Genomic DNA, 20,083 nt, shown 5'->3' with positions numbered 1-20,083 from the left:
ATTCATTTGAAAGTTCCCTCCTAAAGCTCTCACACTATAGTTGTTATATCATTTTCTCTATCTCTATTTATGAAAATGAATATCACCATCAATATATCTATTTATAATTCTAATGTCAATATTTTATTTATTTTTAATTATATTTATCAATTAGCTAAATGATTCATGAAGTAATTTTTATAACTAGTTGTATGATAAACCTTTTTAAGCATACAAAAAAGACATGTTACTAGTCTCTCGTCTCTCTCAGCAACATGTCTTTAGTTGTATATAGATCTCTCGAACTATATCATATTAAATCTGGCTAGGTTCTCTAAGTCCCTTTATGACACGCCAGTATGTCTACAATTATTTTATATTTTAAAATAATTTATGTCAATAATTTATTTTTAGTTTAATAATTGTCATTTATAAAAAGATTAAATCAGCTAATTACAATATTAAATCTACAATTAACCGCGTTGACAAAAATAAATAATATAATTTTTCTCAGGGCTCACCGCTGCGCCCAACGCATATGGATGATTCCAATTACCACCAAAATCAAATAAATATATTACATAATCATCAGGTATTTCTACCGAGTCTTCATTAAAAGACAATCTATGTAAATATTGTTTCTGTAGTTTTCGATTCTCCAACTCTGTATAAATAGGATATTTCTTCTTACCTAAACCTACCGTATCCGTCGGTTTAGGTTTTAATGTATCTCGCTCAGCCTCTACTCTCTTGCGCGTTTCTACATAACGTTTATACTTAGCGTCGCTATCCTCACCATCAATCTTAATCTTATTAAATTCAGCCAACACTTGATTCTGTAATGCATACATTTCATCAACAGATTTCTCAATAGGATTATCCACTTGATTTTGTACATATTTGCCCATAGGTACTGTTGTATTTTCTACAATAACTATCGATGTAGGCATTAAGGTTTTCAAAGTATCTGCATATTCCATATTTGAATCAACATAGTTTTTTACATATACATTGGATAGATCAGATTTCGAAATGACAACTTTAGAATCAATCCGTGCCTCCTCAATGTAAGGCTTCAATTGATCTGGTGTACCACCAAAAGCCAGTTGTACATATGAACCGCCTTGTAAGAATGGGGGATTACTATGTAGATGAATATTCTTTGCAAAGCTAGGTATTTGTTTAGGAAACCCTGAAATCGTAGCAACTAGCTTATAATCCTTAGGATTATTAACAGGATACTCAATTAACTCTATGGGCTTAAAAAATGCCTCTATTGATTCTTTTATCTCCTCTTTAGTTCTAGCCGTATACAGATCATAGGATTTCCCTTTATTCTTTTCTAGAAAGGCTTTGAATTCTTTATCACTTGCTTTATTCTTATCTGCACGCGTTCTGTAGGATGGAATATTAACTGGATTCGTTAATTTAATTTCCCCGTGTCCATTTTTTCTCATATAAGGACTTACGATACGTAATGGTTTATCTCTACTGCCATATCCATAGCCTTGCTTATTTGTTTCTAACGTATTATAGCGCGTAATTTGTTTGAGTGCCTTTTCATCCCGATCATTATAAAGGAGATCAAAAATTTGATACTCCACCTTCATATCTGACTTTTGTAGTTCTAATAATCGTTGTTTAGCTCGTTTCTGACTTTGTGCTTTCAATAACTCAATTTCTTCTGCTGAAAGCTTTCTTGGTGTTTTTGAATTGCCCGTCCCGACTCTTTTAAAAGCACCAGGAATAACTTCAACAAACTCTGACTTTAAAGAATCTTCAGATTTTATATTACTTTTGATTGTAATACTTGACGTCTGACTTTGATTTTCTACTGATACAGCCAAACTAGATTGACAAGACAATGCTAGTGAAAGCATGCATAAGGCAATACTTTTTTTAATCATATCTCTCCCATAAAACTCTGCTCATACAGATATAAAAGAAGGACCTACAGTTCACTGTAGGTCCTTATATTTGGTGCGGTTGGAGGGACTTGAACCCTCACGAGCGTACGCTCACCACCCCCTCAAGATGGCGTGTCTGCCATTCCACCACAACCGCGTGGAATACAAAAATGGTGCCTCAGGACAGAATCGAACTGTCGACACACGGATTTTCAGTCCGTTGCTCTACCGACTGAGCTACCGAGGCATGTTTTTTGTAAAAAAAAATGGCGACCCCGATCAGATTTGAACTGACGATCTTCGCCGTGACAGGGCGACATGTTAACCGCTACACCACGGGGCCGCGTATCAACTCTCGTTGACTACTCGTATATATTAACATGAGCCACTAATATAATGCAAGTACTTTTTTCTAATTTTTTGATGAATCTCTCCAAAATATATAGAAATAAGAATTATACATCAAAAATCGTATATAATAGCCATTTATATTCAGTATACTTCAATATACTCCAGATTATATCCCAAAATTACAGAAATAAAATTGGCACCTAAAATTCTACAAGGGAACTTTAAGTGCCAATTCAAATATAACTATATTAAATTAATTATTATATAGTATTCCTACAGATATGATACTAATTATAAATGATCCCAAGGACCGTCACGCAAGTCTTGTTCCCAATAATACTCAACCTTCATATCACTGCGTTTAACCTTATCAAACATCTTAGAACGTGCCGAAGTCATCACATTTTCACTATGTTTACCACCAAAGTACGCATATCTAGACTTACCTAAAGTATACATAACAGATACATACGGTTCTACAGAACTAATATTGCTTTTACCAATTCCTAAGTCTACAGAGATATGAGGCGTCACATTCATTTTAGCGCCTACCTTTAGCCCATGTATGGATTGCCACTTATGTTGGTCAATATAGAACATATCTTCTGGATGTTCTCCTGGCGCTTTTGTTTTCCAATGATATCCTTCCACATAACTAGATAGCCAACGGGCATTCTTATAATCTCGTGTATACCGTATATCAAAGCCATCCAATACATGTTCATAAGAATATCGAGGTGTTCTATGAATACCATCAGGTGGTGTACTAAAGCTATCATGGAAAATTATTGCCCGTGGTACTTGACGCAAAGGTGTGTTAATGTCATAAGGCCCCACCTTTTTCTCTGATAGTCCATGGTATACATTGACACTAATCGTATTTAGACCAGCTACATATTCTAATCCTGCACTAACACGAGAAAATTTATCCTTAAAAGCATAGTCATAGAATACATTGGCACCGACGTAGGCATGCTCATGTGTACTAAGACGGCGATAGCCAATACCAGCAGTACCGACAACACCAAGTGTATCATGTTCTACTACTTCACCTTTATCAATATAGGTACCTTGACCGTCAATTCTTCCAAAATCTGAATCCGAACCATTCCAATATGTAGTAGTGGAAACTTTTTCGCCACCATTACCATCTAAGCGCCCTTGTACAAACACCATAGATTTGACATTTTTGCCATATTTCTTTATAGGTTGCAATGTTTCTATAAAATACTTTGCGTTCATTTTCTGCTTAGAATTATGATTATGATAATGGAATCGTGTATCATAGCTTAGATTATTATCAGTCATTTGTTTATTAGGCATTGCATAATCATGATAAGAATCTTTCTGAGTACCTTGTAACCCAATACCGATATCCGTACGGTCCATCCAGCTACTTTGTTCAGTATCCCCAGCTTTTACATCGGTGCTCACATCTGCAGCCATCGTTCCCACACTTAGACTGCACATAAAAGCACTGCAAACCAGAGCTTTTAGTATTAATTTGTCTTTCATTTCTAACTCCTCTCTTACACATTCATTTTAATAATGAATATAAAATGAGTATATTTTATTATACCTATAATCTAAAGCGCTGACAACTATAGAGAAGGAGAAATTTATGTGTTAAAATATATGTATTATATACATCGGAGCAATAGTATGAAATCAAAAACATTAACAATAGCAATTATTATTGCCATCATAGCTGCACTGAGCGCTATGTGGTATTTCTTATGGTATATTCCTCATACACCAGTCTATACGTTCCAAACTATCCGTGAAGCAGTGGAAAACAAAGATGCGGATACGGTATTGGAGCACATCGATACAACATCATTGGTTAAAAATATCGTTACCCGCGAGGGTAACACCTATGTGGATACATCTTCACCATTAGGCAAAGCCGCTGTGGCAGCAACAAAAACATTCGGTCCAGCCCTTCTTGATGATGTAATTCGTAAATATGTAGAGGATCCAGATAGTTTCAAATCGCAAAATAGTAGTGATTCAGATGCTGAAAGCGAAGACACATCCAATACGTTCTCTATGGTAGACCGCATCCAACGAGGTGAATTATTTAAACAACGCCATTTGGAAATCAAAAACATTACCTCTGAAGATGATGGCGATACCGCCACAGTAACCGTAACGATTCACAATACAAAAACAAACCAAACAGCTCCCATCCGAGTACTTATGAAGCACATCGGTGACGGAACTTGGGCCATCTATGATATCCCAGATATCGAAGCACTCTATAAAATCACAAGAAAATAAAGACCTCTTTCGTAACAAATACGTTTGTAGAGGTAGATGATAGCAAAACTCTCCACCGGCCGGGTCTGTCTACGCCCTTCGGGCTTCGCAGGGCCAAAGTCGAATTTTGCTATCATCTACCTCTTTTCCGTATCAGCTTACCAAAAGAGGTCTTTTTTCTTATCGATTTTTAGGTACTATCGCACAGGTTACGGTAACCTGAGATATCAAGCGATGGCTTTCATCGTACATATCAAAGCGCCAAACATGTGATGTTTTGCCTTTTAACAGCAATTGCCCTTCAGCAATTAAATTGCCTTCTGCTTTCATAGGACGTAAATGACTGGCTGTTACAGATTGCCCTACCGCAAACTGATTGGATTCTATCAATTGATTACTCAAAAGCCCAGATAGTATTTCCCCAAACGCCAAGGTCGCACCACCATTAAGGTAACCTTGTGGTTGCGCATGATAACTAGTTAAATGCATCACCCCTTCCCCACTGGTGGGTCCGGTTAGCTCTACACAATCGATTTGTAATGCGTCTATCATTGTCATAATGTTCGTTTCTCCACTGTATATTCTTCAATACGATTATCCAATACATCAACGCCAAGACCAGCACCATTAGGCACCTGCATGGTCCCATCGGTAAATGAAATTTCTGGGCTGATAAGGTCATGTTCAAAATAGCGACTAGAATCAGATAAATCCCCTGCCATATAGGTATCACCTAAGGCAGCAAGTTGAACATGTAATATCTTTGAGATTCCTGATTCAACCATACTACCAATCCAGTAGGAAATACCTGCTTCGCGGCATCGTAAAATAGCGGCTCGCGTCTGTATTAAGCCCCCAAGACGACCTGCTTTTACATTGAGTACATCTATTAATCTATATTCGATTGCATAAGATAAGTCATCATAGGATAAAATCGACTCATCTAAACAAATAGAGGTCGTAATAGGCCAATTAAGCAACGATTTCTTCCACGCTTTATAGGTAGTCAAATTCGTCATGCTAAAGGGTTCCTCTATGCAGAGCAAATGCAAATCATTATAGGCAGCCACCATATCTAATTGGTCATAGGTATAACTTTGATTAGCATCAACAGCTAATGCTAGAGCTGGATAAGCATCACGCACAAGTCGTGTCCGTTCATAACCATCACGAGGCGATACCTTGAGTTTAATTCGTTTACAACCATTGGCTACATGCTGTTCCACGATACCTAATAGTTCATCCATGGACACGTCACCAATGACGATGCCATTGGAAATAGTTGATTCTAAAGGCTGCCCCATGATATACGACACAGAATTCACGCCTTTTCGGTTGCAATCCAGATTAATTAAAGCATTTTCAAGTCCTGCTATCGTCATGGGCATATTATCGCGCTTTAACCAAAATTGTAACTGCCGAATATAAGCCATTAATGGTTTTGGCCGCATCAAACGCAACTCTAGAATATAGGTATCCACCAATTGTTTCCATGCGGAATCAACAGTTTCTGCCGTATAAAAAGGGTCTGTGAAAGCGACACATTCCCCGTATCCAACATAGCCTTGTTGATCCTCGATACGAACGATGATACTTTCACGAACACGAACAGTACCCTTAGCCGTTTTAAATTCAAACTTTAACGGCAAAGCCACACGATACGTCGTTATGGATTTAAAGTTCAATACATCATTCATGAGAACCTCCATTTGACGCAGTCATATCGAGATGGGAGGCCAACGACTTACGCATAATCTTACCTGTCCCATTACGTGGCAATGCATCCATAATTGTAATGTATTTAGGCACCTTGTATTTGGCTAGCTTACTAGAAAGATAGTCTCGTACGATCATTTTCAAATCGGCACCTAATGCATCTATATCATCAAAAGCAACAAATAGTGCAGGCACCTGCCCCCATTTCGTATCGGCTACAGGAATAACCGCACATTCCTTCACACCTTGCATAGCATACACAGTATCTTCAATTTCCTTCGGATAGATATTCTCGCCTCCAGAAATAATCAAATCTGTACGGCGATTTAAGATGTATAAAAACCCATCTTCATCGAGATAACCCATATCATCGGTATTAAAATCGCCATGAATCGGCTCGCGATTGATATAACCACTCATAACCATGGGCCCATTCAAATGGATTTCCCCAACCCCATCGACATCAGGATTTACGATATGTACAGTCATCCTCGGCAAGGGTTTGCCTACCGAATCGAGTTTATTTAGATTTGATAATACAGGCATGGTCACGCTTTGACTAAATGTTTCCGTCATACCATAGGTTTTATAAATTGGTAACTGCTTTGCTATACATGCATCAACTAGAGGCCGCGGTATAAATTCACCGCCCAATAAGATGACACGCAATTGATGGTGAGTAATGCGCGGTTCTAAATTCTTTAAGATGGTAGGCACTAAAGACATCATATTGATGCGCCCATCATGAATATATTGCAGCACTTGTTCTTCGTCATAGGATTCCATGATTGTCATAGCCGTGCCATTATACAAAGATCTCATCAAGATGGATAATCCGCTTACATGAAACAACGGCAATACCATGAGCCAATTGTCCTGTTCAGACCTACCTAGCACCTCTTGTGATGCTTGTACATGCGCTTTAATTTGACCCCAACGAAGTGGCACTGATTTAAACTGCCCTGTTGTAGCACTGGTATTCATGATAGCAGCTATGTCATGCTCAGCAAAGGTCCAATCAAAGGTATCCTCTTGTACGGAAGATACTAAGATATTTTTTAAAGATTCAAACTCAATAGTAAAAATAGAATTAGGTACTTGATTCCGTCGCTCAAAACTGTGCAATACAGTAGTAACATCTAACTGAGCTAATTGGTTAGCTATTTCATTAGGCTTAAGATGTACGTTGAGTAATAGTACCTCTTTATGAGCTAGCATAGCTGCTAATATATAGATTGCCATCGTTACCGAGTTATCAGATAAGATAGCTAAACGAGAGGTTTCTAACCGTACTAAATTATGTGCCACATAGACTACGCTACGGTATATATCGTTATAGGTGTAATTATTCATACATATGCGATTAGGATAGTACTTTGCACCATAACGTAACCATTCCATCGTTTCACCTCATATCTAGACCTACTAACAAACCACCAAGTAATAATAACTAAGAAATAACAATTAAAATATAATAACCAACGAGATACTACAAGAAAGGCGCCTCATATAGAGGCGCCCTTGTCATTTTAACAGTTAGTTAGTCCCCATTATAGGACTAGTAACTCTCCCTATTAAGGGAATTTAGGGAATTGTTTGAAGTTTGGTTTGCGTTTTTCTTTGAACGCATCACGGCCTTCTTTTGCTTCATCGATTGTGTAGTACATCAATGTAGCGTCCCCTGCAAATTGTTGTAAGCCTGCAAGACCGTCTGTATCGGCATTGAAGGAGCCTTTCAACATGCGCAATGCCATTGGGGACAATTCAAGGATTTCATTACACCATTGAACTGTTTCTTCTTCCAACTTGTCGAATGGCACAACAGTGTTAACCATGCCCATTTCATACGCTTGAGCAGCAGTGTATTGACGGCACAAGAACCATACTTCACGAGCGCGTTTATGACCGATCATACGAGCCAAATAACCTGCGCCGTAACCAGCATCGAAGGAACCTACGCGAGGACCAGTTTGACCGAATTTAGCATTTTCAGAAGCGATGGTAAGATCGCATACGATGTGCAATACATGACCACCACCGATAGCAAAACCGTTAACCATGGCAATAACAGGTTTAGGGATAACGCGAATCAAACGTTGTAAATCGAGAACGTTCAAGCGAGGCACATTATCGTCACCTACATAACCACCGTGACCGCGCACGCTTTGGTCGCCACCAGAACAGAATGCTTCTTTATCTTCGCCTTTACCGTGGTTAGCACCAGTTAACACGATTACGCCTACTTCGTTATCTTCGCGAGCTACTGTAAAAGCGTCGATTAATTCCATAACTGTTTTAGGACGGAACGCGTTGCGCACCTCTGGACGGTTAATAGTAATTTTTGCAATGCCATTGTATGTTTCGTAAATTACATCTTCGTAATTACGATTCAATACTTTCCAATCAAATTTGCTCATGAATGTTACCTTTCCTTATATAAAAAATCTGCTAAGGCCGTCATAAACGGACCCGGCTTTTCTAAATGTACATTATGTCCCGCCCCATTGACGATAACATGTTCACAGTTTGGTACATTACTAAACAGTTCTTCTCCTATTGTAGTATATTTTGTATCTAGTGCGCCACTAATATATAAAGATGGCATGGATAATTCTTGTAAGCGATGACCCACATAGGGCATTACACCTTGCCCCGAGCCACGCAATGTAGCTGCTAATGCATAAGGACTATTATGGGCCCGACGTTGAAACAACTTATCTTGTACAACTGGTGAAAGCTGATGTTGACTTTCAAAAATAGAAATGTCAGCCCATTTAGCAGCAAACCACTCTCCATCATTATCTTCTATAGCTAGTGCTAATTGTTCATCAGCAGCTTTACGCGCTTGTCGCTCTACGTCTGATTCAATACCAAATGAACCACTTTCTAAGATGAGGTTTTCAATTTCAGAACTATACTCAAGAGCATATAGTAAAGCTAATCGTGCCCCCATGGAGTATCCCATGAGAGAATAGCTTTCACCAGCCACGGCAGAAATCACCGTATGCAAATCGTTGAGCATAGTAGGAATAGAAAAAGCAGTCTCATCCTCTGGAATATCCGAATCTCCATGTCCAATCGTATCGATACGGATAAGTTGATAGCCTGGCACAACGATGCCATCCCAGGTATAACCAGACTCAGAAAAACCATGTAAACACACAAGAGGTTTACCGGCGCCAGCTAGCGTCACCCCATATCGATACTCACCAAGGTCGATATACATGCGAAGCGTTGGATTATATATGGAGTTTTCTACAATATTACAAGCATATTGGCTCATTGTAACACCTCCATATCAATAGAAATAGTTGTATATGTTTTGTGTAAGTCACAACTACCTTCACGGCTTGTAGGGATTTCAATAATATGAACCCCCTGTTCTATACTAGACGCAGCCAAAGCCGCCTGAAGTTCATCAGGATAAGTTAATTTAGTATAGCCACAACCATACAGACGAGCAGCCCCATTATAATCTAAGCCTTGTTCCGTGGAGAACAGATAATCAAAATGCTTGGTTCCCTTTTGCGGTAAATATTCAAAAATTCCACCTCCATCATTATTGTGCAATATGATGGTCAAATTAAGCCCATGTGTTTTAGCGACAGCTAAACCATTCATGTCATGAAAAAAGGATAAATCCCCTGTCACCAAATATGTGGGTTTGCCATTTGTAGCAAGACCTAATGCAGTTGATATAGTACCATCGATACCATTAACACCACGATTGCCATAAAGAACAGCGCTAGATTTACCAGAGAACCAAAAATAATCAAAATCTCGAATTGTCATACTATTGGCTACTAAGATTTGACTATCCTCTGGAATAAATTTTTGTAATTCCTGAATGGTGCGGCCTTCAAAACATGTGCTTTCTTGTTCAGCAAGACTGAGTTGCTGCTTGGCTACATGTTCTAAATATTGCCATTTTTTTAGATATTCAATAGATCCTTGTTTTACGCCATACAGATTTATAAACATAGGAATATTAGCTTGCATATGTATTGTGGTCATCCCTGTTGGATTCATCCAGTCTGATGTAGGATTGACCTCAATATATTCCACACCATCCCAGCTAGCAAGCATTTGTTGTACTCGTTTAGACACAACAATTTGGCCAAACTGAATAATGCAATCAGGCTTTACGAGTGTCCAGACATCCTTATCTGTTAAAAAAGCATCATATGTAGAGATAATTACGTCATTCTCAGGATCTGTTGTATTTTCTACATTACAACGTCGTACATTAGATAATGAATCCGCCAATATAGGGGCTTGTAAATTCTTTGCAAAAGTAAAAATATTTTGCGCCTCGTCTACATCAACCTGTGGTCCAGCTAAGATAAGTATGCGTTTAAATTTTTTAAGCAGCGGATTAGCATTAAAGGATTCTCCAATCCAGTTTGCCTGTACCACTTGATAAGGACTACGTCCCCCTTCAAAATGTTTGGAGTCTAGTTCAGGTACTAAAGGTTCAAAAAGAGGTACATTGATATGTACAGGACCTTTTTTTATATCCATCGCCTTCATGTAAGCCTTGCGAGCTACCTGACGAGGGTATGTATAGTAATGAGATTCTTGAGGCACTGCTAATTCTTCGTAGTAATTTACAGCAGAACCAAAGATTTTGTGTTGATCCACCGTCTGAGGTGCCCCTACATATTGCAAGGTATGCGGTCTATCTGCAGAGAGTATAATTAACGGCACCCCACTGTATTGAGCCTCTAAAAGAGCTGGCAAATAATGGGCCACAGCCGAACCAGAGGTGCACACGAGTACAGTTGGTACCCTATGAGCCTTTGCAATACCGAGAGCCATAAAGCTAGCAGAGCGCTCATCTATATTCATATATGTTGTGAATCCTTCATGTTCAGTGAAGAGCATGGCCATCGTTGTAGAACGAGAACCAGGGCTAAACACAGCATGACGGACGCCGAGTTGATGGAACTCATCCACCAAGGCAGCAATATATTCGTTCATCCTATTTCCTTTCAAACACCCCTACTGTTAGATGTGGAAATGTTTATAACGCATCCAATATGGTGCGCATTTTATTATTAGTCTCTATATATTCTTCATCCGCATCAGAATCAGCTACAACACCACATCCTGCATAGGCATAGAGAATATTATCCATGATCAAGGCAGAACGAATGGCAACGACAACAATGCCATCCCCCATATCCTTCATAAAGCCAAATGGTGCAGCGTACATACCGCGCTCATGAGCTTCGTATGTTTCTAAGAGAGCCATCGCCTTCTCTCGTGGTTCACCACCAAGAGCCGGTGTTGGATGTAGCAATTTTGCCCATTCTACGAGAGATTTTGTGCTATCTTTCGCAGTAATAATGGTACGCAAATGATAGAGATGAGCTAGCTCCATAATGCCAGTTTCCCCCACCGTAACGTCTGGAGTAATTTGCTTCATCGTGTTCACGATACGGTCACGGACGATATTATGTTCAAAGAGATTTTTCTTATCACTTAGCAACTGTTCCTTAGTCCACGCATTAGGGCCGTCCTTTGATGCTGTTCCAGCCAATGCATAGCTAAGAATTTCACTACCACGATGACGCACCAAAATTTCAGGAGAGGCCCCCACAAAGGTGCGCCTATCCTTCTCATAGCCAAAGATAAAGCAATTCGGATTATTATCTACTAAATTCGCTAAAATGCTGGCTACATTATATGATGTTTCACTAGTGAATTCCACCTCACGAGAGGAAACAACCTTCGTCATTTCTCCGCCGTTAATACCATTGGCAATAGCTGTCATTAAACGATCCCAATCCGCCTTATCATCGCTAGTTTCCTTATAGTTATGACGAATACGAGGCACAGCAAAATCCTCAATTTTCATACCTTCACCAGCATGCAAGTAAAAGGATTCCCCATTTTCTACAATGTAGTAATGGGTGAAAGCAATCATTTCATGGCCCATGCCAGCCCATTTAGGGTCCTTTGATTGCTCAAAAAAAGTATCCCCATAAAATACATAAGCATAATTATGGCGGTCCTCATCATCTTGAACTGTAGCCAGACGTTTAGCGCCTACAACGATACGGTCACTTTGACGATCCACCCAAAAAACGCGTTCCTCATTGGGGAAATTAAGCCAAAAAGCTACTGGATTATTCAGTTGTAACGGTTCTTTGTTATATATCATAATTGTATATCGCTATTACAGAATAAAATAGACTATAGCAAAACACCTAACGTGCAGAAGTACTACTTCACTTCTACACGTTAGGCGTCATCAATCAGTTTCAAAATTATAGAGATGCGCCTAACGCCATCCACGTTGGTGGGCTCTCTTTATATCGATATTATTATATCATAGGTACGTAGTAAATTGTAGAAAATAAAAATCCTCCACACCTTATGCATAGCACATACTGTGTAGAGGATTCTATATTATTTGAAAGCTTTTGCACCAATATCCTTACGATATTGCATACCTTTAAAAGTAATATGATTCACCCGTTCATAAGCCCGATCTAAAGCTGTCCGAAGGTCCTTGCCAAGCCCAACAACACCGAGAACTCGACCACCATTGGTTACATAGTGTTCACCTTCTAATTTAGTACCAGAATGGAAAATAATAGATGTATCATATTGTACAAGTTCACCTAAGATAACATCACCCTTAGAAGAAGTTTCAGGATAGCCCTTTGATGCAAGTATTACACAGGCTGCAGAGGAATCTTTCCATTTCACCATATCCACCTTTAATGTACCAGTAGCACAGGCCATCATGATTTGACCTAAATCGCCTTCTAATAATGGCAGTACAACTTGTGTTTCTGGATCACCAAAACGTGCATTAAATTCCACAACTTTAGGACCTTCATTTGTAATCATAAGCCCTGCATAAAGGCATCCCACATATGGCATACCTTCTTGTTCCATAGCTGCTACCATCGGTTCTAAGATAGATTTCATAGCTTCATCGCGTAATGCATCGGTTAAAACAGGTGCTGGTGCATAGGTACCCATACCTCCTGTATTAGGACCTTTATCACCATCAAAGATGCGCTTATGGTCTTGAGAGGCAATCATAGGAACTACGGTCTTACCATCTACAAAGGCAAGAAGGCTCGCTTCTTCACCATCCATAAATTCTTCGATAACAACGGTACTGCCAGCCTCACCAAAGCGGTTTCCGCTTAGCATGTCATCAACTGCTGCATTAGCTTCTTCAACAGTCATTGCTACTACAACACCCTTGCCAGCTGCTAGGCCATCTGCTTTCACCACAATAGGGGCCCCTGTTTTAGCAATAAATTGTTTTGCTTCATCTACATCTGAGAATACGCCATAAGCGGCAGTAGGAATATCATATTTTTTCATAAGATCTTTAGCAAATACCTTAGACCCCTCTAGTTGAGCAGCCGCCTTGGATGGACCGAATACAGGAATTCCTACCGCATTTAGTTTATCTGCAAGACCGGCTACCAGTGGAGCCTCTGGGCCAACCACAACAAGATCAATCTTATTATCTTTTAAAAATCTAATAAGAAGATCTGTTTGTGACCAATCAATGCCAACTAATTCTGCACAATTGCTCATAGCCGCACTACCAGGTACAGCATACACCTTTTCTACACTAGGGCTGATGGATAAACGCCAAGCAATAGCGTGTTCACGACCACCATTGCCAATGACACAAATCTTCATATATACCTCCCAAACAATATAGACATTGTAACCTCAACACTTGATACATCACCTACTAACAGGACTGCAACATAGCATTGAGGTTACAACTTTATAACTATACTCTATTAATGTTTAAAGTGACGAATATCTGTAAATACCATCGCAATTCCAGCTTCATCGGCAGCCTTGATGGATTCTTCATCACGAATAGAACCACCTGGTTGGATAATAGCAGCAATACCATGTTTTGCAGCCGTTTCTACAGTATCGCCGAACGGGAAGAATGCATCAGATGCAAGAACAGCCCCTTTTGCAGCCTCGCCAGCTTGCTCAAGGGCAATTTTTGCAGATCCAACGCGATTCATTTGACCAGCTCCAACACCTAGTGTTCGTTTCTCGTTAGAAATTAAGATAGCATTGGACTTTACATGCTTTACAAGCTTCCATGCAAATTCAAGAGCTTTCCATTGTTCTTCCGTAGGTTGTACCTTTGTAACAACCTTATAATTAGCACGGTCCTCTATGATGTCATCTTCCGTTTGTACGAGCATACCACCAGACACCTTTTTCACAGTTACTTGGCCAGATTCAGGCTTAGATAATTCAATGAGACGAATATTTTTCTTTGTTTCCAAAATAGTTAAGGCTTCTTCTGTAAAAGCTGGCGCCATGATAACTTCTAAGAAAATCTTACTCATTTCTTCGGCAGTGGCCGCATCAACTTCGCGATTTAACGCAACGATGCCACCAAAGGCGGATACAGAATCGGCTTCGTACGCATTGACATACGCATCGTGCAATGTGGATGCCGTTGCGGCACCGCATGGATTAGTATGTTTAATAATACATGCCGCAGGATCCGTAAATTCCCACACCATATTCCACGCAGCTTCCATATCGACGATATTGTTATAAGATAATTCTTTACCGTGTAATTGCTTTAATGCCCCCATGCCATGAGCGGAGCCAATTTCTTTATAAAAAGCTGCCTTTTGATGAGGATTTTCGCCATACCGAAGGTCCATAACCTTTTCATAAGCACTTAAATATTCAGGAGGTGTAGGGCCTTCTCCAATAACACCACTCATATAATTGGCAATAGCGGTATCATATGCTGCAGTATGAGCAAATGCTTCTTTAGCGAGTGCAAAACGATACTCTTGGGTCAACGCACCATTCGTTTTAAGCATTTCTAGAATTTCATCATAGTGATCAGGGTTAACCACAATGCCTACATATGCATTATTCTTAGCCGCAGAGCGCACCATAGTCGGGCCCCCAATATCGATGTTTTCAATAGCATCTTCTAATGCAACATTTGGTTTTGCAATCGTTTCGCGGAAAGGATATAAATTTACAACCACTAAATCGATTGGCAAAATACCGTGTTCTTCCATAGCGGCTTGATGCTCTGCATTATCACGAATCGCTAAGATGCCACCATGTACCTTTGGATGTAACGTCTTTACACGACCATCCATCATTTCAGGAAAACCAGTAAGAGATTCTACAGCCTTTGCAGGAACGCCTGCATCAGAAATAGCTTTCAACGTGCCACCTGTAGAATAGATAGTCACCCCTAACTCTACAAGACCTTTGGCAAAGTCGACAATACCTGTTTTATCAGAAACACTAAGTAATGCGTTTTGAATCATCGTTCCTCCTAAATATAATGTACAATGCGTCCTTCTATACGTAATGCATCTTCACAGAACAAGCGAAGTGCTTCACGATATGTTGCATGTTCTACGGGCAATAATCGTTCGGATAAGGTATCCTCTGCATCATCAGGGTATACAGGAACCGTATTTTGCATAATGATAGGTCCTGTATCCATACCAGCATCCACAAAGTGAACGGTACAACCTGTTACTTTTACACCCGCATCGATAGCCTGTTGATGGCCATGAAGTCCTGGAAAAGATGGCAATAGAGCGGGATGAATATTTAAAATCTTATGTTCATAGCGAGCAATAAGGCCGGTCCCTACAATACGCATATAGCCGGCCAATACAATACCATCGACACAATACGGCTCTAATGTATCTAATTGTGCTTGTTCAAAATCTTGTTTCGAATCAAACTGACTGCGCTCGATAATGACGATTGGAATACCCCAGTCTTTAGAGCGTTCTACGATACCTGCATCTGCATGGTCTGTAATAATAACGACAAACTCGCCATTGATAAGCCCCTCTTGCATCGCCTTATACAAGGCTTCGCCATTTGAGCCTCTACCACTGGCAAATAGAGCAAGACGCTTTTTAGATACGTAATCAGTCATTAAATACCGCCCCTTTTACGACAACAGGACCTTCGCCTGCAACGATACGACCAATTTCATATACAGCTTCATTTCGGCTTTCAAGATTAGCTTTCACCGTATCTACATCATCGGCATCGACGATGAGAATCATACCGATACCCATGTTAAACGTACGGTACATTTCATGCCAATCCACATTGCCCCATTCTTGCAATTTTGTAAACACTGGAAGGCGTGGCCATGTATCACAATCTACCTCAGCAGTTACGCCATTTGGTAGTACGCGTGGAATGTTTTCATAGAAACCACCGCCTGTGATATGAACCATACCTTTGATATAGTTTTCTTTAATCAACGGTAATACAGCTTTAGGATACAAGCGTGTTGGTGTTAATAGTTCTTCCCCAAGGGTTTTACCAAATTCTGGAATGTCTTGATCTATAGAGAAACCCTTATGGTCGAAAACGATTTTACGAACCAAGGAGAACCCATTGGAATGAACACCGGAGGATGGCAAACCAAGAATGACATCGCCAGCTTTAATATGTTCACCTGTAATCAGTTTGGGTCGATCTACAATACCTACGGCAAAACCTGCCACATCATAGTCACCTTCACCATAGAAACCAGCCATCTCAGCTGTTTCCCCACCAAGGAGAGCACAACCTGATTCTTCACAAGCATTAGCTACGCCACGTACGATATCAGCCACTTGCACTGGATCAAGTTTACCAACCGCTACATAGTCTAAGAAGAACAGAGGCGTTGCCCCTTGCACAAGAATATCATTTACACTCATGGCAACACAGTCTTGTCCAATCGTATCATGTTTATCCATCATGATAGCGAGGCGCAATTTTGTGCCAACACCGTCTGTGCCAGATACGAGCATAGGTTCTTCCATGGAATGACCTGCTAAGGAGTATAGGCCACCAAAGCCACCTAAATCACCTACAACACCTGCTGTGTATGTTCTTTTTACGGATTCTTTCATCAACTCTACGGCTTTATTACCGGCATCGATATCTACACCTGCATCACGATAGGTTAATCCTGTTTTATTCGAGCACATATTTGACCCCTTCCTCTTGTTCTGTAGGCACATCTACCCTGTAATCGCCATTGAAACAAGCGAAACATAAATCTGCTTCTGGTACGCCGCTAACAGCTCGGCATAAGCCCTCTCTAGATAGATAATGCAATTTATCTGCCTTAATATAATCTCTAATTTCTTCAATTGTATGTGTGGCCGCAATCAATTCTTTACGAACCGACGTATCAATACCATAGTGACAAGAATATTCGATAGCCGGCGAGCTAACACACATATAGATTTCCTTAGCGCCTGCCTCTTTTAACATCTTAACGATAAGGCCGCTTGTGGTACCTCGCACGATAGAGTCATCGATTAATACAATACGTTTACCGCCTACAACCTCTGGCATCGCATTTAGCTTCATGCGCACAGCTAGTTCTCGCTCTTCTTGATTAGGTTTAATAAATGTACGTCCACTGTATCGATTTTTAATCAAACCTTCTGCGAAAGGGATGCCCGATGCACGAGCATAGCCAAGAGCAGCCGTCGTGCCAGAGTCTGGAATAGACATGACGATATCTGCATCATATTTAGTTTCATTATATAATTCACGTCCCATATTGAGTCGTGTTTCATATACAGATTGGCCATCGATTTTACTATCGGAGCGCGCAAAATAAATATATTCAAAAACACAAAGCTTTTTATCAATCTTTTGAGGCTCTGCATAAATTTTGCTACGCACACCGCAATCATCGATGATAACCATCTCGCCAGGATCAATATCGCGAATAAATTCAGCCTTTATAGCATCAAAGGCGCAGCTTTCACTAGATAACACATAGCCATATTCAGTCTTACCTAAGCAAAGAGGTCTAAAGCCTTGAGGATCGCGAACCCCCACGAGAGAGTCGTTAGTTGTAATAACCAAGGAAAAGGCCCCTTCGATTTGACGTGCCGCATCAGCAATGCGTTCCTCTTGCGTATCAGCCTTAGAACGAGCGATTAAGTTTACGATAACCTCTGAATCCATAGTTGTTTGAAAAATGGAACCATCTGCTTCAAGTTGACGACGGATACCTAGAGCATTCGTCAAATTGCCATTATGGGCTACCGCAATTTGGCCACCTTGATAATGGATTACAAGAGGTTGAATATTACGTGGATTATTAGAGCCTGTTGTAGAATAGCGAACATGACCAGTCCCCATATGGCTTTTTAATGTTGGTAATTCCTTGATAGCCTCGGTCAATAAACCCATGCCTTTTTTTAGGGCCACTTCATTGCCGTCGGTAATAGCTATACCTGCGCTTTCTTGTCCGCGGTGCTGAAGGGCAAACAATCCCCAGTATACATATCGTGCAACGTCAACAGTGCGGTCAAACACACCAAAGACGCCACATTCTTCATGCCATTTATCAAAAATTGGATCGTAGTTCATCAATAACCCCCAGGTTATGCACGTTCGCCTGTTAAGCGGAATAACATTTCTTTATAAGCCTCTTCGATATTGCCAAGGTCGCGACGGAAACGGTCTTTGTCGAGTTTTTCACCTGTTGTTGCATCCCAGAAACGGCATGTATCAGGAGAAATTTCGTCACCAAGCAATACTTCTCCATTATGTGTACCAAATTCAAGTTTAAAATCGACTAATGTTACATTCTTAGTAGCCAAGAAGTTTTTAAGGATATCGTTAACCTTCATAGTAATTTCGGAAATTGTATCCAATTGTTCTTGTGTAGCCCAACCAAGAGCTGTGATTTGGGATTCATTAGCAAATGGATCGCCTAATTCATCGTTTTTGTAGCAGAACTCAAGAATTGGGTGTTTAAGAGGCGTACCTTCTTCAATGCCAAAACGTTTAGCCATAGAACCAGCAGCAATATTACGAACGATAACTTCTAGAGGAACAATGTTCAACGTCAATACTGTTTGGTTACGGTCATCTTCACGACGAACGAAATGTGTTGGAATGCCTTCTTTTTTCAATAATTCAAAGAAGAATGAGGAAATTTTATTATTCAATACGCCTTTACCAAGGATAGTATCATGTTTTTCACCATTAAATGCAGTAGCATCATCTTTGTAGTGAACAATATATGTTTCCTTGTCATCTGTTTGATACACTTGTTTTGCTTTGCCTTCGTATAAAAGTGTTAATTTTTCCAAATCGATATTAGCCATGATAGTAATCCTCCTATGTAATAATTAATTATTTAACTCTGCTTGTAATGCAGCATTATCTGCTAAAACCTTGTCAGCCATATCTTTGCGATAGGCAACATATTTTTCTTTTAGTTCCTTGTTGAAAGTAGCACCGATTTGTACTGCAAATAGTGCTGCATTTTTAGCACCATCTACAGCCATCGTAGCTACCGGCATACCAGACGGCATTTGTACAATTGCCAAAAGGGAATCTATGCCTTTTAATGCGGTTGCATTAAGAGGGATACCAATAACCGGTACCGTAGTAAAGCTTGCCACTACGCCCGGCAGGTGAGCTGCCGCACCAGCACCAGCGATAAAGGCGATTGCTCCTTCTGATTCTAGACGCTCCACAAAGGACTTAACAGCCTCTGGTGTACGATGCGCAGAAGCGATCACCATTTCATAAGGAATATTGAATTCATCTAATATAGCAGATGCTTTTTTCATCGTCTCTAGGTCAGATTTACTGCCCATAATAATGCCAACCTTCATTGTTCCTCCTCAACAAAAAAACTCGACCTTAAATAGCCGAGTTTACACACTGATAGCGTTAGCAGAAACAGTCATAGTATTAACGAATGTTAGGTTAATATATTTGTTCATGATAACGCCTCCTTATCTGTAATTAAATTGTAGCAGACCAAATTCTATTGGTCAATCATTTTTCGAATAATATTTATATTAGTTTTTATTATTGTTCGA

General features: G+C 39.9%; 17 protein-coding genes and 3 tRNA genes. 1 reads left to right on the top strand and 19 read right to left on the bottom strand.

The window, feature by feature from the left end; translation table 11 throughout:
* Positions 1-452: 452 nt before the first annotated feature.
* The 5 genes from VTHSUH11_RS00255 to VTHSUH11_RS00235 all read right to left on the bottom strand — a co-directional run bounded on the left by VTHSUH11_RS00255 (position 453) and on the right by VTHSUH11_RS00235 (position 3,752).
* On the bottom strand, positions 453-1,886 hold the full coding sequence (locus tag VTHSUH11_RS00255; protein ID WP_105092226.1) for a hypothetical protein: 1,434 nt from the start codon (positions 1,884-1,886) through the stop codon (positions 453-455).
* 71 nt (positions 1,887-1,957) lie between these two features.
* Positions 1,958-2,043 (bottom strand) — tRNA-Leu (locus tag VTHSUH11_RS00250).
* Positions 2,044-2,057: 14 nt separating this feature from the next.
* Positions 2,058-2,133: transfer RNA gene (locus tag VTHSUH11_RS00245), tRNA-Phe, on the bottom strand.
* A 20-nt stretch (positions 2,134-2,153) separates the two neighbouring features.
* A tRNA-Asp gene (locus VTHSUH11_RS00240) sits at positions 2,154-2,229 on the bottom strand.
* A 299-nt stretch (positions 2,230-2,528) separates the two neighbouring features.
* Entirely contained in the window at positions 2,529-3,752 is a 1,224-nt protein-coding gene (locus tag VTHSUH11_RS00235; RefSeq protein WP_105092225.1) for an inverse autotransporter beta domain-containing protein, read from the bottom strand.
* A gap of 147 nt (positions 3,753-3,899) precedes the next feature.
* Between VTHSUH11_RS00235 and VTHSUH11_RS00230 the strand changes: the two genes are divergently transcribed.
* Positions 3,900-4,517: a DUF2939 domain-containing protein gene (locus VTHSUH11_RS00230; RefSeq protein WP_105092224.1), complete on the top strand. Its 618-nt coding sequence runs from the start codon at positions 3,900-3,902 to the stop codon at positions 4,515-4,517.
* Between the two features lie 159 nt (positions 4,518-4,676).
* On the opposite strand, the gene VTHSUH11_RS00225 is transcribed toward VTHSUH11_RS00230, so the two are convergent.
* From VTHSUH11_RS00225 to purE, 14 genes are all read right to left on the bottom strand, one after another.
* A complete protein-coding gene (locus VTHSUH11_RS00225) occupies positions 4,677-5,054 on the bottom strand; it encodes a PaaI family thioesterase (protein WP_105092223.1) in 378 nt (125 codons plus the stop codon).
* Positions 5,051-6,193: an o-succinylbenzoate synthase gene (gene menC, locus VTHSUH11_RS00220; RefSeq protein WP_105092222.1), complete on the bottom strand. Its 1,143-nt coding sequence runs from the start codon at positions 6,191-6,193 to the stop codon at positions 5,051-5,053. Before menC ends, VTHSUH11_RS00225 begins: the two co-directional genes overlap by 4 nt.
* Positions 6,186-7,613 carry an o-succinylbenzoate--CoA ligase gene (gene menE, locus VTHSUH11_RS00215; protein WP_105092221.1) on the bottom strand — a complete coding sequence of 476 codons (1,428 nt, stop codon included), beginning with the start codon at positions 7,611-7,613 and terminating at the stop codon, positions 6,186-6,188. Before menE ends, menC begins: the two co-directional genes overlap by 8 nt.
* Positions 7,614-7,786: 173 nt before the next feature.
* Positions 7,787-8,629, bottom strand: a complete 843-nt coding sequence (menB, locus tag VTHSUH11_RS00210; protein ID WP_105092220.1) for a 1,4-dihydroxy-2-naphthoyl-CoA synthase — start codon at positions 8,627-8,629, stop codon at positions 7,787-7,789.
* Between the two features lie 5 nt (positions 8,630-8,634).
* Positions 8,635-9,495 carry a 2-succinyl-6-hydroxy-2,4-cyclohexadiene-1-carboxylate synthase gene (menH, locus tag VTHSUH11_RS00205; RefSeq protein WP_105092219.1) on the bottom strand — a complete coding sequence of 287 codons (861 nt, stop codon included), beginning with the start codon at positions 9,493-9,495 and terminating at the stop codon, positions 8,635-8,637.
* Entirely contained in the window at positions 9,492-11,192 is a 1,701-nt protein-coding gene (menD, locus tag VTHSUH11_RS00200) for a 2-succinyl-5-enolpyruvyl-6-hydroxy-3-cyclohexene-1-carboxylic-acid synthase (protein WP_105092218.1), read from the bottom strand. The genes menH and menD overlap by 4 nt, the downstream gene beginning before the upstream one ends.
* A gap of 43 nt (positions 11,193-11,235) precedes the next feature.
* Complete coding sequence (locus VTHSUH11_RS00195; protein ID WP_105092217.1) at positions 11,236-12,378, bottom strand: isochorismate synthase; 1,143 nt, start codon at positions 12,376-12,378, stop codon at positions 11,236-11,238.
* A gap of 248 nt (positions 12,379-12,626) precedes the next feature.
* Positions 12,627-13,889: a phosphoribosylamine--glycine ligase gene (gene purD / locus VTHSUH11_RS00190; protein WP_105092216.1), complete on the bottom strand. Its 1,263-nt coding sequence runs from the start codon at positions 13,887-13,889 to the stop codon at positions 12,627-12,629.
* 107 nt (positions 13,890-13,996) lie between these two features.
* On the bottom strand, positions 13,997-15,526 hold the full coding sequence (gene purH / locus VTHSUH11_RS00185; RefSeq protein WP_105092215.1) for a bifunctional phosphoribosylaminoimidazolecarboxamide formyltransferase/IMP cyclohydrolase: 1,530 nt from the start codon (positions 15,524-15,526) through the stop codon (positions 13,997-13,999).
* 8 nt (positions 15,527-15,534) lie between these two features.
* On the bottom strand, positions 15,535-16,155 hold the full coding sequence (purN, locus tag VTHSUH11_RS00180) for a phosphoribosylglycinamide formyltransferase (RefSeq protein WP_105092214.1): 621 nt from the start codon (positions 16,153-16,155) through the stop codon (positions 15,535-15,537).
* Positions 16,148-17,209 (bottom strand): phosphoribosylformylglycinamidine cyclo-ligase, encoded by a 1,062-nt coding sequence (gene purM / locus VTHSUH11_RS00175; protein ID WP_105092213.1) that lies wholly within the window; start codon positions 17,207-17,209, stop codon positions 16,148-16,150. Before purM ends, purN begins: the two co-directional genes overlap by 8 nt.
* A complete protein-coding gene (gene purF, locus VTHSUH11_RS00170) occupies positions 17,196-18,614 on the bottom strand; it encodes an amidophosphoribosyltransferase (protein ID WP_105092212.1) in 1,419 nt (472 codons plus the stop codon). Before purF ends, purM begins: the two co-directional genes overlap by 14 nt.
* A 14-nt stretch (positions 18,615-18,628) precedes the next feature.
* Entirely contained in the window at positions 18,629-19,357 is a 729-nt protein-coding gene (purC, locus tag VTHSUH11_RS00165; protein ID WP_105092211.1) for a phosphoribosylaminoimidazolesuccinocarboxamide synthase, read from the bottom strand.
* A gap of 24 nt (positions 19,358-19,381) precedes the next feature.
* The gene (purE, locus tag VTHSUH11_RS00160; protein WP_105092210.1) at positions 19,382-19,873 is read right to left on the bottom strand and encodes a 5-(carboxyamino)imidazole ribonucleotide mutase; all 492 of its coding nucleotides are present in this window, start codon (positions 19,871-19,873) and stop codon (positions 19,382-19,384) included.
* Positions 19,874-20,083 lie beyond the last annotated feature (210 nt).

It is taken from the genome of Veillonella tobetsuensis, from assembly GCF_002959935.1.
GTDB lineage: Bacteria > Bacillota > Negativicutes > Veillonellales > Veillonellaceae > Veillonella > Veillonella tobetsuensis.
The sequence above is the reverse complement of the archived record's forward strand: the minus strand, read 5'-3'. Positions and strand labels throughout refer to the sequence as shown.

Bases quoted from the DNA above. Each gene is read 5' to 3' on its own strand.
- VTHSUH11_RS00255 (WP_105092226.1), bottom strand. From the start codon at position 1,886: ATGATTAAAAAAAGTATTGCCTTATGCATGCTTTCACTAGCATTGTCT.
- VTHSUH11_RS00235 (WP_105092225.1), bottom strand. From the start codon at position 3,752: ATGAAAGACAAATTAATACTAAAAGCTCTGGTTTGCAGTGCTTTTATG.
- VTHSUH11_RS00230 (WP_105092224.1), top strand. From the start codon at position 3,900: ATGAAATCAAAAACATTAACAATAGCAATTATTATTGCCATCATAGCT.
- VTHSUH11_RS00225 (WP_105092223.1), bottom strand. From the start codon at position 5,054: ATGACAATGATAGACGCATTACAAATCGATTGTGTAGAGCTAACCGGA.
- menC (WP_105092222.1), bottom strand. From the start codon at position 6,193: ATGAATGATGTATTGAACTTTAAATCCATAACGACGTATCGTGTGGCT.
- menE (WP_105092221.1), bottom strand. From the start codon at position 7,613: ATGGAATGGTTACGTTATGGTGCAAAGTACTATCCTAATCGCATATGT.
- menB (WP_105092220.1), bottom strand. From the start codon at position 8,629: ATGAGCAAATTTGATTGGAAAGTATTGAATCGTAATTACGAAGATGTA.
- menH (WP_105092219.1), bottom strand. From the start codon at position 9,495: ATGAGCCAATATGCTTGTAATATTGTAGAAAACTCCATATATAATCCA.
- menD (WP_105092218.1), bottom strand. From the start codon at position 11,192: ATGAACGAATATATTGCTGCCTTGGTGGATGAGTTCCATCAACTCGGC.
- VTHSUH11_RS00195 (WP_105092217.1), bottom strand. From the start codon at position 12,378: ATGATATATAACAAAGAACCGTTACAACTGAATAATCCAGTAGCTTTT.
- purD (WP_105092216.1), bottom strand. From the start codon at position 13,889: ATGAAGATTTGTGTCATTGGCAATGGTGGTCGTGAACACGCTATTGCT.
- purH (WP_105092215.1), bottom strand. From the start codon at position 15,526: ATGATTCAAAACGCATTACTTAGTGTTTCTGATAAAACAGGTATTGTC.
- purN (WP_105092214.1), bottom strand. From the start codon at position 16,155: ATGACTGATTACGTATCTAAAAAGCGTCTTGCTCTATTTGCCAGTGGT.
- purM (WP_105092213.1), bottom strand. From the start codon at position 17,209: ATGTGCTCGAATAAAACAGGATTAACCTATCGTGATGCAGGTGTAGAT.
- purF (WP_105092212.1), bottom strand. From the start codon at position 18,614: ATGAACTACGATCCAATTTTTGATAAATGGCATGAAGAATGTGGCGTC.
- purC (WP_105092211.1), bottom strand. From the start codon at position 19,357: ATGGCTAATATCGATTTGGAAAAATTAACACTTTTATACGAAGGCAAA.
- purE (WP_105092210.1), bottom strand. From the start codon at position 19,873: ATGAAGGTTGGCATTATTATGGGCAGTAAATCTGACCTAGAGACGATG.